Source organism: Sorangium sp. So ce1504 (assembly GCF_051521635.1).
In the GTDB taxonomy this organism is placed as follows: Bacteria; Myxococcota_A; Polyangia; order Polyangiales; family Polyangiaceae; genus Sorangium; species Sorangium cellulosum_B.
Genome location: NZ_CP150365.1, coordinates 3,613,183 through 3,628,454, shown reverse-complemented (window position 1 = coordinate 3,628,454; position 15,272 = coordinate 3,613,183). Strand labels below are relative to the sequence as shown.

11 protein-coding genes and 1 tRNA gene are annotated in these 15,272 nt (G+C 67.8%); 10 read left to right on the top strand and 2 right to left on the bottom strand.

What is annotated here, in order from left to right:
- Positions 1–636: 636 nt before the first annotated feature.
- Positions 637–1,911: a leucine-rich repeat domain-containing protein gene (locus WMF39_RS13835; RefSeq protein ID WP_437745979.1), complete on the bottom strand. Its 1,275-nt coding sequence runs from the start codon at positions 1,909–1,911 to the stop codon at positions 637–639.
- A 345-nt stretch (positions 1,912–2,256) separates the two neighbouring features.
- Here WMF39_RS13835 and WMF39_RS13830 point away from each other — a divergent pair.
- Positions 2,257–2,395, top strand: a tRNA-Arg gene (locus WMF39_RS13830).
- 165 nt (positions 2,396–2,560) lie between these two features.
- Positions 2,561–4,192 carry a TROVE domain-containing protein gene (locus WMF39_RS13825; RefSeq protein WP_437745978.1) on the top strand — a complete coding sequence of 544 codons (1,632 nt, stop codon included), beginning with the start codon at positions 2,561–2,563 and terminating at the stop codon, positions 4,190–4,192.
- A 252-nt stretch (positions 4,193–4,444) separates the two neighbouring features.
- On the opposite strand, the gene WMF39_RS13820 is transcribed toward WMF39_RS13825, so the two are convergent.
- The gene (locus tag WMF39_RS13820) at positions 4,445–5,692 is read right to left on the bottom strand and encodes an aspartate kinase (RefSeq protein WP_437745977.1); all 1,248 of its coding nucleotides are present in this window, start codon (positions 5,690–5,692) and stop codon (positions 4,445–4,447) included.
- A gap of 377 nt (positions 5,693–6,069) precedes the next feature.
- Here WMF39_RS13820 and WMF39_RS13815 point away from each other — a divergent pair, with 377 nt between their 5' ends.
- The 8 genes from WMF39_RS13815 to WMF39_RS13780 all read left to right on the top strand — a co-directional run bounded on the left by WMF39_RS13815 (position 6,070) and on the right by WMF39_RS13780 (position 15,243).
- On the top strand, positions 6,070–7,257 hold the full coding sequence (locus tag WMF39_RS13815) for an ATP-binding cassette domain-containing protein (RefSeq protein WP_437745976.1): 1,188 nt from the start codon (positions 6,070–6,072) through the stop codon (positions 7,255–7,257).
- Positions 7,258–7,262: 5 nt separating this feature from the next.
- The gene (locus WMF39_RS13810) at positions 7,263–7,997 is read left to right on the top strand and encodes an ABC transporter permease (protein WP_437535377.1); all 735 of its coding nucleotides are present in this window, start codon (positions 7,263–7,265) and stop codon (positions 7,995–7,997) included.
- A gap of 9 nt (positions 7,998–8,006) precedes the next feature.
- On the top strand, positions 8,007–9,851 hold the full coding sequence (locus WMF39_RS13805) for a GldG family protein (protein ID WP_437745975.1): 1,845 nt from the start codon (positions 8,007–8,009) through the stop codon (positions 9,849–9,851).
- A gap of 27 nt (positions 9,852–9,878) precedes the next feature.
- Positions 9,879–10,955 (top strand): DUF4340 domain-containing protein, encoded by a 1,077-nt coding sequence (locus WMF39_RS13800; protein ID WP_437745974.1) that lies wholly within the window; start codon positions 9,879–9,881, stop codon positions 10,953–10,955.
- A gap of 457 nt (positions 10,956–11,412) precedes the next feature.
- Positions 11,413–13,245: a fatty acyl-AMP ligase gene (locus tag WMF39_RS13795; RefSeq protein WP_437745973.1), complete on the top strand. Its 1,833-nt coding sequence runs from the start codon at positions 11,413–11,415 to the stop codon at positions 13,243–13,245.
- On the top strand, positions 13,232–14,116 hold the full coding sequence (locus tag WMF39_RS13790) for a class I SAM-dependent methyltransferase (RefSeq protein ID WP_437745972.1): 885 nt from the start codon (positions 13,232–13,234) through the stop codon (positions 14,114–14,116). The genes WMF39_RS13795 and WMF39_RS13790 overlap by 14 nt, the downstream gene beginning before the upstream one ends.
- Positions 14,117–14,119: 3 nt before the next feature.
- Positions 14,120–14,371: an acyl carrier protein gene (locus tag WMF39_RS13785; protein WP_012235160.1), complete on the top strand. Its 252-nt coding sequence runs from the start codon at positions 14,120–14,122 to the stop codon at positions 14,369–14,371.
- On the top strand, positions 14,368–15,243 hold the full coding sequence (locus WMF39_RS13780; RefSeq protein ID WP_437745971.1) for an acyl-ACP desaturase: 876 nt from the start codon (positions 14,368–14,370) through the stop codon (positions 15,241–15,243). The genes WMF39_RS13785 and WMF39_RS13780 overlap by 4 nt, the downstream gene beginning before the upstream one ends.
- Positions 15,244–15,272: the final 29 nt, after the last annotated feature.

Genomic DNA, 15,272 nt, shown 5'->3' with positions numbered 1-15,272 from the left:
GACGCCACCCATGGCTCAACCGTCGGCCCGATCGCCGCAGCCGCCAAGGTCTCGACCTGGTCGAGCCCTCATCTCTCTCCTGAGCCAGAGGCCTCGACCTGACCAGCCTCTCGTGTCCGACCTGCCGCCAAGATCGCGATCTGGCCGAGCCCTCCTCTGCCGGCCGCCGCCAAGATCGCTATCTGGCCGAGCCTTCCTCGGCCAGCTGCCGCCGAGATCGCGATCTGGCCGAGCCCTCCTCTGCACACCTGCCGCCAAGGTCTCGTCCTCGCGGACTCCTCCTCTCGAACCCGCCCCAGAGGTCTCGACCTCCCCGGGACACGCGCCACGACGCAACCCCCAGGTCTGGATCTGGGCGTTGCTTCAAAATTCTACCAAACCCCAGATCGTGACCCTCTCATGCCCACGGTGATGAGCGCCCGCCACGGTCGCGACGTTCCGGATCCCCGCTCTGCACTCGGGCGATGCAGCGCTGGTTCTGGAGCTCCTGCCTAACGCAGCCGAGGCCCCCTCCGCGCGCTGGATATCGCATCACCCGCAGGCTGTGGCGTGTACCACTGTCGATTCGATGGGGACCCTGACGTGCGAGGCGGCCCGAGCTCGGCGCCCTGGGTCAGCTCCGTCGAGACGAGGCGCTCAATCGCAGGCCACGTTCGCGCAAGGGTCGCAAACAGCGGGCAGGCAGTAGCCGTCGACCACGACATTCCTCGCGCAGAGGGCGTCCAGCACGCTGCCGAACGAGCTCTCACCGGGGTTCCCCGCGAGAGAGACCTGCGCGCAGTGGTTGAATACGACGTCGTTCAGCGGAGACGCGTCCTCGATCAGGTTGTCCGACAGATCCAGCGTGACGATGAGCGGCACGCCCAGGAGGGGCGTGAGGTCGGTGATGGAGTCGGAGCGCGCCTCGATCCGCTCGAGGCCCGCGAGCCCCGTGACCCAGCTCAGATCCGCGCCGTTCGATCCGATCTCGCTGATCGTCACCCCCCTCAGCTGCGGGTAGGCGGCGAGCAGGGACGTGTCCGTCAGCGGGTTGCGAGCGAGCCCCAGGTGCTGCAGGCTGGGCACGCTCGCGGGATCGAGCCCTGCGATCGACGCGATGTGATTGCCGCTCAGGTGCAGGTTCGCGAGGGCCGGAAGGACCGCGCCGAGGCTCACGTCCTCGACCTCCGCGTCATCCAGGATCAGCGTCGTCAGGGAGTGGAGGGCCGGCAGCGTCGCGAGGCTCGTCACCTTGGTGTCGGTGAAGTCCGCGTTGTTCAGGCGCGGAAACCTGGAGAGGCTCGAGAGCTCGGCGACGTCGGTGTGGTCGACCGAGAGATGGTACAGGGCGTGTGTACCGTCCAGCCCTTCGAGGGCCTCGAGCGGATTGCCCGACAAGATCAGGTTCTGAAGCTCCGCAAGGTCCTTGAGGTCTCTCGTCGACGAGACGAGATTGTCCTTCGCGTACAGCGAAAAGAGCGCCGGGTGCCCGGAGAGCGCGCCCAGCGAGACGATCCGATTCCCGCCCAGGTGCAGGTTGTAGAGCCGCGGCAGGCGCGCGAGGACCGAGATGTCCTCGATCTGATTGCCCTGGAGGAACAGCTGCTCGACCGACTTGGCGCACTCGAGGCCGCTCAGGTTCTCGATGCCAAGGCCGGCGAGGTCGAGCACTTCAGGCGCGGCGGCGACCGCCGCCCCCGGGATCGGATCGCCGGCGCCGAGGCCGAGCTGCTCTCGCAAGCCCGCGGCGAGCGCTGGATCCGGCACCTCCAGATACCCGTTGCAGCCCTCCGGAGCTGGCCTGGCGTCGACGCTCGCGCCGCCCGGAGCGCCCGTGTCGCTCGACGCGTCCCCATCGTCGACGACGCTGGCACAGCCGAAGAGGGGAAGGCACATGGCCCAGACGAAGGAGCTCCGCGTTCTGGTGAGCATGAGGCGGCTCCAGCAAACCCGGTGCCGCCGCCAAGCACAGCCAATTCTGGCCGATCTGGCTCATCGGCCCGCCAAATGAGCCATCCTGCGCCATCTACCCTGTGCCAAGTCGCGTCCTGCTCGCTCGACGGGCGCGTTCCTCGGCGGCGCGCCCCTTTCTGACGCGAGGACCACGGCGAGCGCCCCGACCTATCGGTTCATCTAGGATTTTATCTCATGGGATAGGTCACGTACCGACGGGAGACGTCAGCGGCCCTCGCTCGCGCCCGTTTCCCCGGGGTTTCTGCGGTGGGCACCGGCCGAGACCACCCTGGCATCCGCCCTGCAATACCCCCCAGCGTCCACGCCAGAGTAGCTCAGCGGTTAGAGCGCGAAAACAAACTCCGGACGGTGTTCTCCGGCGCGATGAGCGCCGGCAGTGAGATCCGGGGTTACTTCCCTTCTAAGGACGAGGTCGCGGGTTCGAGTCCCGCCTCTGGCACCAGGGCGCAGCGCGGCAGTGAGCGTCACGGCTCCTTCGTTTGAACACGACCAACCCCGTGACCACCATCCTCCGCGCTGCGCCCGCTTTCTCGAGCGGGGCGCACCTTCAACCTGCGCCCCGCTCTCGACCCCTCGCCGCGCGTGCGTCGAGGATGGAGGTGTCATCATGGCGTTCTTTCAGCATCTCAAGCGTCAGGACAAGCGCAGCGCCGACTCGCACCTGAACTGGATGGGCGGCCGCTCCTACGACATCGCCGATCCGCTGAAGCGCCTCCGCCTCGCGGCCTCGTCGTGCTTCTTCGGCGAGCCCATGTACTACCACCTCGATCCTGCGGATCCGCGCCCGGCGAAGGCCGTGAACGCGGCGAAGACGAAGGTGTCGGCGAAGGCCGCGAAGAAGGCGGCCGCCCGCGCGCGCCTCTCGGACGCCGAGGTGCGGCGCCTGCGCGAGACGCTCGGCGCCGTGGACCCGGCCGAGTGGCGCAAGCTCTCGCCGGCGGCGCTGATCGAGAAGGCCATCGACGAGGCGCTCGCGGCCGATCCGGAGGCGACGCTCGCCGAGGCGGCGCGGCTGCGCGAGGAGGAGCATCTGCGCACGACGCCCCAGGTCATCCTGGTGCGCGCGGCGAACACCGCTTCCGTGCGCGGGACGGGCCTCGTGCGCAGCTACGCGCCGCGCATCCTGAGGCGCGCGGACGAGCCGGCGGTCGCCCTCGCGTACCAGCTCTACCGCTTCGGCAAGCCGGTGCCGAACGCGCTGAAGCGCGCGCTGCGCGACGCCCTCGAGCGCTTCGATGATCACGCCCTCGCGAAGTACCGGCTCGAGGGCAAGGGGAGCAAGACCGTGGACGTCATGAACCTCGTGCACCCGAAGAGCCCCAGCGTGGACCGCCTCGCGAAGGGCGCGCTCCGCGCGACGGGCCGCACCTGGGAGGCGATCGTCTCGGCGCGCGGCTCGAACCGGTGCGCGTGGCGCAAGGCGCTGCCGGTCATGGGCCACATGGCCCTGCTGCGCAACCTGCGCAACCTGATCGCGGCGGGCGTGCCGTTCGACCAGTTCCTGCCGAAGCTCGTCGAGACGGCCGCGGACGGCAAGCAGCTGCCGTTCCGGTACTACAGCGCTTACCGCGCCGTGAAGGGCTGCGCGCCGGGCGCCGTGCTCGACGCGGTGGAGAAGTGCCTGAACCGATCGCTCGGCCAGGTGCCGTATTTCCCCGGCCGCGTGATGGTGCTCTGCGACAACAGCGGCTCCGCGCAGGGCACGACCACGAGCAGCCTCGGGACGATGCAGATCTCCACGATCGCGAACCTCACGGGGGTCGTGGCCGGGATGCGCGCGAGCGACGGGCACCTCGGCGTGTTCGGCGACCGGCTGGAGACCTTCGCGGTGCGCAAGCAGGAGAGCGTGTTCTCGCAGCTCGAGAAGGCGGAGCACCTCGCCCGCACGATCGGGACGGCGACCGAGAACGGCGTGTGGCTCTTCTGGGATCGCGCGATCCGCGAGCGGCAGCGCTGGGACTCGGTGTTCGTGATGAGCGACATGCAGGCCGGCCACGGCGGCCTGTACGGTACGCGGCCGAAGGACTACGCGGACTTCGCCTGGAACGGGCACTACATCGACGTGGCGAAGCTCGTGGCGACGTACCGCGCGCGGGTGAACCGCGACGTGCGCGTGTTCCTTGTCCAGGTCGCCGGGTACCAGGACACGCTCGTGCCCGAGTTCTACGATCGCACGTACATCCTCGGCGGCTGGGGCGAGGGGCTGCTGCGCTTCGCCGCGGCGATGGCGCAGGACTAGCGTCCCGTCCCTGGAGAGCGCGAACCCAAGGAGCGCAGCAGCGGGCGCCGAGTCCGCTGCTGGGCCAAGGACGGCCGAAGGTGCCGACGGCAACGTCGCTCGGCCCGATGAGCTCATCGCTCGCATGGAGCGACGCCGTGCACCCCTGACAGAGCGATCGCGACACCATAACGCAACGCGCCGCCAGCCGCCCCACCGACCGGGTCGGGGGCCGCTCACGGCGAGCGCGTTACGACGCTAGCGCGGGCTTCGTCAGGCCTTGGCGCCGAGCCCGAAGCCATCGTGCAGCGCACGGACGGCGAGCTCGGCATACTTCGTCGAGACGAGGCACGAGATCTTGATCTCGCTCGTGGAGATCGCCTGGATGTTGATCCCCTCCGCCGCGAGCAGCTGGAACATCCGCGCCGCCACGCCCGCGTGCGTCCGCATCCCGAGGCCGACGATCGACACCTTCACGATGTCCTCCTCGTAACGAATGCTCACGGCGCGCACGCCGCTGGAGACCTTCTCCATCACGAGCTTCGCCCGCGGGAGATCCGCCTTGCCGACGGTGAACGTGACGTCGGCCTTCACCTCGCCGGAGGCGCCGCGCGCCTCCAGGCCGTAGCTCGGCGCGTTCTGGATGATCATGTCGACGCTGATGTTCTCTTCGGCCAGCGCGCCGAAGATCTGCGCCACGACGCCCGGCTTGTCGTCGACGCCGACGAGCATCACCCGCGCCTCGTTTCGGTCGAGCGCCACGCCCGTCACCGTCACGCTCTCGAGAGACTGCTCCTCGCTGACGACCCACGTGCCCGGCACGTCCGAGAACGACGACCGCACATGCACCGGGACACCGTACTTCATCGCAACCTCCACGCTCCGTATCTGAAGGACCTTCGCTCCCAGCGAGGCGAGCTCCAGCATCTCTTCGTAGCTGATCCGCTCGATCTTCCGCGCCGTCTTGCAGATGTTCGGGTCCGTTGTGTAAACGCCGTCGACGTCCGTGTAGATCTCGCACTCGGCGCCCACCGCCGCCGCGATCGCCACGGCGCTCGTGTCGCTGCCGCCTCGGCCGAGCGTCGTGATGTTGCCCGCGTCGTCCACGCCCTGGAACCCGGCGACCACCGCGATCTTCCCCCCGGCCAGCGCCTCGTGCAGCCGCTGGGCGTCGATCGCCTTGATCCGCGCCTTCGTATAGGCGCTGTCGGTCAGGATCTTCAGCTGGTGGCCAAGGAAGCTCCGCGCCTTGCCCCCCTGCGCCTGGATCGCCATCGCCATCAGCGCGGCCGAGACCTGCTCGCCGGTCGCCGCCAGCGCGTCCATCTCCCGCGCGTCGGGCACGGGCGCGATGTCCGACGCCAGCTTGAGCAGCCGGTTCGTCTCGCCGGCCATCGCGCTGACGATGACCACGACGTCATGACCGGCCTGCTGTGTGGCGAGCGCCCGCGCGGCCGCCCGCTGGATGCGCTCGATGGACCCGACGGACGTGCCGCCGAACTTCTGGACGATGAGGCTCACGCGAGGTGTGGCCAACTAGTCCAACACAGACGCCCAGGTCAAGGAGAAATTCGACCGCCGCGCGCGCCCGGCGACCCCGTCCTGCGCACGACATGTCGCGGAGAAATCGCTGCGACCCCGCCAAACCGGGGATAGCCCGGACAACCGTGCCCGGAGCAGCCCCGATCGCCGGGAATAAACCCCAGGTTCAACCGCTTCGGGTCGGCGCTGTTGACAGAGATCCACCCGCCGCTACGATGGCGCCGCCTTTCGCCTGGGTAATGGGTGATCCAGGGTGCTACAACGGCGCGCCCGCCGGCCATGGCGGGGGGGATCGCCAGGGGCGAACGACGGAGCCGGGCGCTCCGCTTCTCAAGGAACCATCTAAGGAGGTCATTTTGGCTAGCGATGTGATGATCGAGGCGAGCTCGCTGACCAAGCGCTATGGGTCGCTGCGCGCGCTCGACAAGGTGAGCTTCGAGGTCCATCGCGGCGAGGTCGTCGGCTTCCTGGGACCGAACGGGGCCGGCAAGTCGACGACGATGCGCATCCTCACCTGCTTCCTCTCGGCGTCGGCCGGGACGGCGCGGGTCCACGGGTACGACGTCTTCGACGACCCGCTCGATGTCCGGCGCAAGCTCGGGTACCTGCCCCAGCGCGCCCCGCTCTACGGCGAGATGAACGTCTGGGAATACCTCTCGTTCGTCGCCGACATGCGCGGCCTCGATCACTCGCTCTTCAAGAAGCGGATGAAGGGGATCGTCGAGGTGTGCGGCCTCGCCCAGGTGCTCGGCAAGGACATCGGCACGCTCTCCCACGGCTATCGCCAGCGCGTCGGCCTCGGCCAGGCGCTCGTCCACGACCCCCCGATCCTCATCCTCGACGAGCCGACGAGCGATCTCGACCCGAACGAGAAGGCGGAGGTCATCCGCTACATCAAGGAGATCGGCAAGGAGCGGACGATCCTCCTCTCCACCCACAACCTGTCCGAGGTCGAGGCAGCCTGTGCCCGCGCCATCGTCGTCTCCAAGGGGCGCGTCGTCGCCGACGGCCCGCTCGACGACATCCGCGCCAAGAGCGGCAAGGTCCGGTACGTCATCACCGTCCACGAGAAGAAGGTCTTCGAGGGCGGCGACGGTTACCGGTCGGGCGCGCGCAAGCCCCCGACGGCCCAGGAGGTCCAGGAGGCGCTCTCCGGTCTGCCCGGGGTCACCAGCGTCACCGAGCTGCCGACCGGCGACAGCGCCCACAGCTTCCAGCTGCTCGGCGCGCTCGGCGGCGACATCCGGCCCGAGCTCTTCCAGCTCGTCGTGCAGAAGGGCTGGCTCCTCCTCGAGATGCGGCGCGACTCGCAGAGCCTCGAGGACGTGTTCAAGGCGCTCACGCGCGGCGACGAGCGCAAGGACCGCGGCCGCAAGCTGATCACCGACGACCTCGACGACGAGGACGAGGCGAGCGCGCCGGCCGACGACGAGGACGACGAGGAAGAGGACGACGACAGCGCCGGCGACGAAGCCAAGGACGGCGGCGACGGCGACGAGGACGAAGGCGCAGAGGAAGAAGCGCCCGCCAAGAAGAAGGGCTGAACGGTATGAGCACCACCCTGACCATCGCGAAGCGGGAGTTCCGCTCCAACTTCGATTCCCCCCTGGCCTATGTCGTGATCTGCTTCGGGCTGATCGCGCTCGGCGTCATCTTCTTCCTGATGAACGGCGGCTTCTGGCAGGCGGACCGCGCCTCGCTCGTGCAGCTGTTCAGCTGGGCGCCGATAGGCCTCTCCTTCCTCATCATCCCCGTCATCACGATGCGGCTCCTCGCCGAGGAGAAGCGGAGCGGCACGCTGGAGATGCTGATCACCCTGCCCGTGCAGGATCACGAGGTCGTCCTCGGCAAGTTCCTCGGCGCGTGGGGGCTCGTCCTCGTGCTCGTCTTCTCGACGATCCTCTACCCGCTGATGATGTTCGTGTGGCCCTGGCACCTCGGCGCGCTCGACAGCGGGCCGGTGCTCTCGGGGTACATCGGCCTCGTGCTCTACAGCGCGGCGGCGGTGTCGATCGGCCTCCTCATCTCGTCGCTGACCGACAGCCAGGTGATCGCGTTCTTCATCACCTTCCTGGTGCTCGGCTTCCTGCACGGCGTGGACAACCTCGCCGACTACGCCCCGTCGCTCATCCGCGACGTCCTCTCCTTCATCAGCTTCGACACCCGCCTCACGCCGTTCGCGCGCGGCATGGTGTCCACCCGAGACATCGTCTTCTTCCTCTCGATCACAGCGGGCTGCCTCATGGCCTCGTTCAGGGCGCTCGAGCGCAGGAAGTGGGCGTAAGGACCAACCATGGAACGGAAAGCCAAAGCCGCGACGCAGACAGGCGTCTACCTGGCCATCGTTGCCGCCATCCTCGTGGCGGCCAACGTCATCTCGTACGGCGCCTACAAGCGCTTCGACATGACGAAGACCGAGAGGTTCACCCTCTCGAAGGGCTCGGCCCACCTCGTCCGCGAGGGGCTCAAGCAGGATCTCCAGATCGACGTCTACGTCACCCGGGGGCTCCCGAAGCACGAGGCGTTCATCCAGGACCTCACCGACCTCATGAACGAGTACGAGCAGGCCTCGAACGGCAAGCTCCACTACGCGATCATCGAGGCGAAGACGGACGAGCAGCGCGCCGCCGCCAAGGAGGCGGGCCTGCAGGAGGCCGCCTTCGGCGAGGGGAGCGAGACCGGCCAGGATCAGGCCACGATCACCCGCGGGTTCATGGGCATCGCCTTCAAGTACGGCAGCGAGAAGGAGGCGATCCCGATGCTCTCGCCGGACCAGGCGCAGGGCCTCGAGTTCTGGATCACGAACACCATCCGCGAGATCCGCGACAAGGCCGACGCCATCGACACCAAGATCGGCGTCGTGACCGGCAAGGATGAGATCAAGCTGACGGACCCGAACCTCGTCGCGTCGCAGGGCGGCCGGGGCGGCGGCCCGTCGATGCGCGCGCTGCTCGAGCACCACTTCCCGTTCTACAAGTTCGAGGACGTCGATCTGAAGGGCGGCGACAGCGAGATCAACAAGGAGCTCGCCGGCCTCGTGATCACGCAGCCGGGCAAGGAGTTCACCGAGAAGGAGCTGCGCCGCATCGACCAGTTCATGATGCTGGGCAACAAGGCGCTCGCCGTGTTCGCCGGCGCGGTGAACCTCAAGGCGTCCGACCCGGCGATGAAGGCGTCGCTCAACACCTGGGGCCTCGAGAAGCTGCTCGACGGCTACGGCGTCGAGATGAAGAAGGAGGCGATCCTCGACTGGAGCCGCTCGATGGCCATCCCGGTGCAGACGCAGTCGGGCCAGATGATGTGGTTCCGCGCGCCGGGCATCCTCCAGCTCCAGGAGGACAGCCGCTTCGACGAGAAGGAGCAGATCCTCGACTCGTCGTTCCCCGGCTTCTTCCGCCTCCCCGAGCTCGCCTTCCCCTTCCCGTCGACCCTCGTGCCGCACCCGGAGAAGCAGCCCGAGGCGACGATGAAGGTCGTCGCGCGCTCGACGCCGAAGACGACGGTCGACGTGTCCGAGGCCATCGACATGAAGTTCTCGGCCGACTGGAAGCCGAAGGGCGAGTACGCGCAGCGCGCGATCGCGGTGACGGTCGAGGGCAAGCTCAAGAGCGCCTTCGGCGGCCAGGAGGGGCTCGGCATCAGCGCGCCCGCGGAGAGCGCGGACAAGGGCCGGATCCTCGTGCTCTCGGCGTCGCAGTTCCTCGCGAACCCGTTCGCCCGCTCCGGCAACCCGCCCCCCATGCCGCCGCAGATGGCGATGATGGGCGGGATGGGCGGCGACGAGGACCTCCTGATGCTCTCGCAGCCGTACGCGCAGAAGTACCTGACCGCCACCATCCTGGCGTTCAAGAACACCCTCGACTGGATGGCGGGGGACAGCACGCTGCTCGCCGCGACCGCGAAGATGTTCGGCGAGACGAACCTGACCTACGCGGGCATCGAGAAGCCGAAGCAGGAGGCCACGGACGACGAGGCCACCCTGGCCAAGAAGGCCGAGGAGTACCGGGCGGAGCGCAAGACCGTGCAGCAGCGCGTGCAGTGGACGCTGACGCTCCTGCCGGCGGCGCTCTTCGCCGTGTTCGGCCTCATCCGGTGGCGGCGTCGCGAGAACGCCCGCGAGAACATCACGCTCGACTGAGCCAGAGCCCCATCGGGTGAAAGAGCCATGAAGACCGAGCACAGAATCTACATCGCCCTCGCCGTCCTCGCGCTCCTCGGCCTCGGCGTGTACTTCACGCAGAAGAAGCAGAAGGACGAGCTCGCCGCGCACTCGGCGACCGCCGCCACGGCGGATCTGCCGAAGGTGGGGATCTCGAAGGAAGACGTCGAGAAGGTCACGAAGATCGCGATCAAGAACGCCGACAAGTCCGACGTGACGCTCGAGAAGAAGGGCGACACGTGGGAGGTCACGAAGCCCGTCAACGCCAAGGCGAACGCGGCGAACGTGCGGAGCCTCCTCGACAACCTGAAGGAGCTCAAGCTGAAGGAGGTCATCGACCGGACGAGCGGCACGTACCCTCAGTACGAGCTCACGGACGAGAAGGCGGTCCACGTCGTCGCGTACAAGGGCGAGGAGAAGGCGCTCGACCTGTACCTCGGCAAGAGCGGCTCGCGCGGGCAGATGGCGCGCGTCGACGGGCAGGACGGCGTCTACGTCGCGGGCGGCTACTCGAGCTACCTCTACACGCGGGAGCCCAAGAACTGGCGCGAGACGTCGATCCTCAAGTTCGAGGACGAGAACGCTATCCAGGTCTCGGTCGAGAACAAGAACGGCCTGTTCAGCTTCTCGAAGAACGGCGACAAGTGGGCCGGCACGTTCGCTCAGCGCGACAAGGGCGGCAAGCTGGGCGCGGCCTCCGCGAAGTGGGAGAAGTTCGACGAGGCCAAGGTGAAGGACCTGCTGCGCGCCTACAAGAACCTCGGCGCGGAGGACTTCGGCGACGAGAAGTCGGACACGGGGCTCGACGCGGCGGCCTCGAACGGCGGCATCATCACGATCAAGCTGAAGGACAACGCGGGCGACTTCACCGTCAAGGTGGGCAAGACCGCGAAGGGCTCGAGCCGCTACGCCACGAAGGAAGGCGGCGACGGCACGATCTACGTGCTGTCGTCGTGGTCGGCCGACTGGGCCATCGCAGAGCCGAAGAGGTTCGAGAAGGCCGAGAAGAAGGACGACAAGAAGGGCGAAGACGCCCATGACGATGAGGCGGCGGGCCACATGGGCCTGGACGACGCCGAGTAGCAGGCGACGTCGCGCATGAGAGCGGGAGGCGCTGGGAGACCGGCGCCTCCTTGCATTTTGTGCGCCCGCCCCCGAAGCCGCGTCGGCGTCTCAGCGGCCCAACCAGACACCCTCAACCTGGGTCGGCGCTGGCAACCTCAACCTGGGTCGGCGGCACCCTCAACCTGGGTCGGTGCAAACGGCCCGGTGTGGCTCTCGAGCCACGCGAACCTCGATTCGCACTCAGGGGCCGATGTGACGAATATTCGACGCACTCTGCGCACGATTTTTCGTCACCTATGACCATGGCGCCCGGTGGGCTCAGAGGCGTTCACGGCGGAATCAGCCCAAACCCTGGATTCCCGTGTTTTCTGTTTGCCCTGGCTCGATTTTCGCTTATGGCTGCGCTCACTCAGGCCCCCGTTGTCCTTATCGGACGGATCACGACGTCCGGCCGACCTGAGCCGCCAGAGAGCCTATGCGCACGTTCGTCGAAGTCCTTCAGCAGAATTCGGTGCACGCCGACCGCGCAGTCACGTTCGTTCGCAGCTCCGGGGAGGAGCGAGCGATCAGCTACGCCGAGCTCTGGGTCGAGGCGAGGCGCCGGGCCTACGCCCTTCGCAAGCTCGGGCTCCGCAAGGGCGACCGCGTCGCGCTGATCCTGACGGAGGCCGACGAGTTCGTCCTGACCTTCGTGGGCGCGCTGACGGCAGGCATCGTCGCCGTCCCGATGTACCCGCCGCAGTCGCTGGCCAAGCTCGAGGCGTACGGCGAGACGGTGCAGCACATCCTCGAGGCGTCAGGCGCCAGCGTGCTCGTCACGAACGAGCAGCTCAAGGAGATGATCGACGCCTACCTCGCGGCGAACGGAGAGAGCCGTGAGGCCCTGCCAGGCCTGCGCGTCGTCCTCGAGCGCGACCTGCGCGCGCGCGATGGGTTGGACGCGTTCGACGCATCCGACGCACCGCACGCGGCCGAGCCCTGGCGCGTGTCCCTCGACGACCTCGCGTTCCTGCAGTTCACGTCGGGGAGCACCTCGCGGCCGAAGGGCGTGATGGTGACCCACCGCAACCTGACGGTGAACAGCCACGCCATCATGTTCGACGGGCTGCGCTCCACGCCGGAAGATCGCGGCGTCAGCTGGCTGCCCCTCTACCACGACATGGGGCTCATCGGCTTCGTCATCGCGCCGCTCTACGCGCTCGTGCCGGTGATGTTCCTGCCGACGACGGCGTTCATCCGCCGCCCGTCCCTCTGGCTCGACGCGATCCACAGGTTCCGCGGCACGATCACCTTTGCCCCGAACTTCGCCTTCGCCCTCGCCACGCGCGCCGTCACCGACGCGCAGGCGGGCAGCTGGGACCTCTCCTGCGTGCGCGCGCTCGGGTGCGGCGCCGAGCCGATCCAGGCCGACGTGCTCCGCGCGTTCCTCCGCCGCTTCAGCGAGCGGGGGCTCCGCCCGGAGAGCATCCTTCCCTCGTACGGCATGGCCGAGGCCACGCTGGCGATCACGTTCAGCGACCTCAAGGCCCCGCTCACCACCGATCGCGTGGACGCGAAGGCGATGCAGGCCGGCAAGGCGTGGCCCACGAACGGCGGCGCGTCGCTGGAGCTCGTCTCCTGCGGTCGCCCCCTCCCCTGCCACGAGCTCATCATCGCGGGCCCTGACGGATCGCCGCTCGGCCCGCGTGAGGTCGGGGAGATCTGGGTGCGCGGCCCGAGCGTCGCCGCCGGCTACTTCAACGAGCCAGAGGCGACCGAGGCGGCGTTCGGAGGGGGCTGGCTGCGGACAGGCGATCTCGGCTATACCGTCGCCGGCGAAGTGTACCTGTGCGGTCGCTCCAAGGACCTCATCATCCTGGGCGGCAAGAACTACTTCCCCCAGGACATCGAGCGCATCGCGTCCTCCGTCGAGGGGGTGCGCGACGGCCACTGCGTCGCGTTCTCGTGCCTCACCGCCGAGGGGGCCGAGCGCGCGATCGTCGTCGCCGAGGCCAAGCGGAGCGTGGCCGGCGTCGCGCAGGCGATCACCCAGGCCGTGCGTGCCCAGCTCGGCGTGCAGCTGTCCGAGGTCGCGCTGATCAAGCGGGGGACGCTGGCGAAGACGTCGAGCGGCAAGGTGCGGCGCCGCGAGATGAAGCGGCGCTTCGAGGCCGGCGAGCTCGAGGTCGCCTCGGATATTGACGAGGGCGCGACGCCCTCTCCCCATGGCGACGCGATCCGCGCGAGCGGACCGGCGTCGCGAACCGAAGGGGGTCGCGCGGGCGGCGCCCCGGCACGTGTCGAAGGAGTCATCGATGGGATCCAGTAAGGCCGAGGTCGAGGTCAGCTACGACGTCTCGAACGAGTTCTTCAGGCTCTGGCTCGACGAGCGCATGAACTACACCTGCGCCGTCTACGAGTCCCCCGAGCAGTCGCTAGAGGCCGCGCAGCTGAACAAGCTCCGGATCCTGTCGGACTTCGCCAAGGCGGGGCCCGGGAGGAAGGTGCTCGACATCGGCTGCGGCTGGGGCGCGGCGCTCGAGTACGTGGCGACGGCGCGCGGCGTGACGCGCGCGGTCGGCGTCACCCTGTCCACCGCGCAGGCCGCCGAGGTGAACGCCCGCAAGATCCCCGGCGTCGAGGTGGTCGGCGGCGACTTCCGGACCTTCGCGACGGCCGAGCGGTTCGACAGCCTCATCTCGATCTGCATGATCGATCACCTGTGCTCGCCGGAGGAGGCGCGCCAGGGCAAGGCGATCGACATCTATCGGGCTTACTTCAAGAAGGCCTGGGAGCTCACGAACAAGGGCGCCTGGTTCGGCCTCCAGACCATCCTCCGCAACCGGACGCCGCGGATGACGCCCTGGGGCGGGCTCCCCGCCGGCACGAGGAACGAGCTGGAGGACATCTACTTCGTCACGAAGGAGATCTTCCCCGGCGGCCTGAACCCTCGGCTCGAGGACATCATCCAGGCGGCGAACCCCTACTGGGAGGTCATGCAGGTGAACACGCGGCGCGAGCACTACCAGCGCACCACCGCGGAGTGGCTCCGCCGGCTCCGGCTGAACGAGAAGACCATCCGGTCGACGTGGGGGGACAAGGTCTTCGACGACTACGATCGTTACCTGTCGACGTGCGTGAACGCGTTCGACAAGCACTACAGCTCCCTCGCTCAATACGAGCTTCGCAGGATCGACTGAACCATGACGGACAAGACCAATCTGCTCGAGATTTTCAAGACGGTTGCCGCCCGGGTGGACAAGCGCGAGTTCCCCAATGTCACCGCGACGTCTGTGATCACGGAGCTCGGCATCGACTCGCTCTCGATGATGCAGATCGTGGGAGAGATGGAGACCGAGCTCGGGATCATGATTCCGGACGAGGATCTGGTCGAGCTCATCACCGTGGGCGACCTCTGCAAGAAGGTCGGAGAGCGGCTGGAGGCGACCGTATGAGCCAGCTGGAGGAGAAGATCTTCCAGGAGTACATGACGTTCTTCGAGAAGGCGGAGCGCGAGCGCCGCTGGAACGTCTTCCAGGACATCCCGTGGGAGCGCGTGAACAAGGACGCGAGCGAGGAGCTCGCCCTGTGCGCGGAGACCTTCTGCTCGGTCGAGATGTACCTGCCCGACTACGTGGCGAACGGCATCAACCTCGTGCGGAAGTATTTCGGCCAGGCGTGGTTCCAGGCCAACTGGGCCTATGAAGAGTCGAAGCACTCGCTCACGCTGATGCAGTACCTCCTGCGCTCCGGCAAGCGCACGGAGGAGCAGCTCAGCGATCTGCAGCACAAGATCTTCGCGAAGAAGTGGGACCTCCCGTTCCACACGCCGCGGCAGATGACGTTCTACGGCTGCGTGCAGGAGATGGCGACGTTCGTCATCTACGTGAAGCACCGGGAGCGGGCCGCGACGGAGGGCGACGAGTGCCTGCGGACGATCTACGACTACATCGCCCGCGACGAGATCGCCCATTGCCGCTTCTACCAGAGCGTCATCAAGGTGCTGCTCGAGGAGGACCGGCCGGGGACGCTCACGGACATGGCGCACGTGTTCGCGAACTTCGAGATGCCGGGCGTCGGGATCGTCCCCGACTACGACTCGCGCATCCTGAAGATGCGCGAGGCCGGCGTCGACCGGAACGTGTTCATCCAGAAGGTCTACATGCCGATCCTCAAGTACCTCGGCGTGAACCGGCACGAGATGCTTGCCGCCCAGCGCACCGCGCTCGATCTTCGCCGCGGCGGTGAGCGCCGTGACCCCTCGATCGAGGGCCTCGCAAGCGCTCCCAACCTGGACAACACTGCGCCCCAGGCGCTGTCCGCCTGAACCTTCCACCTCCCTCCAACGAGCAAGAG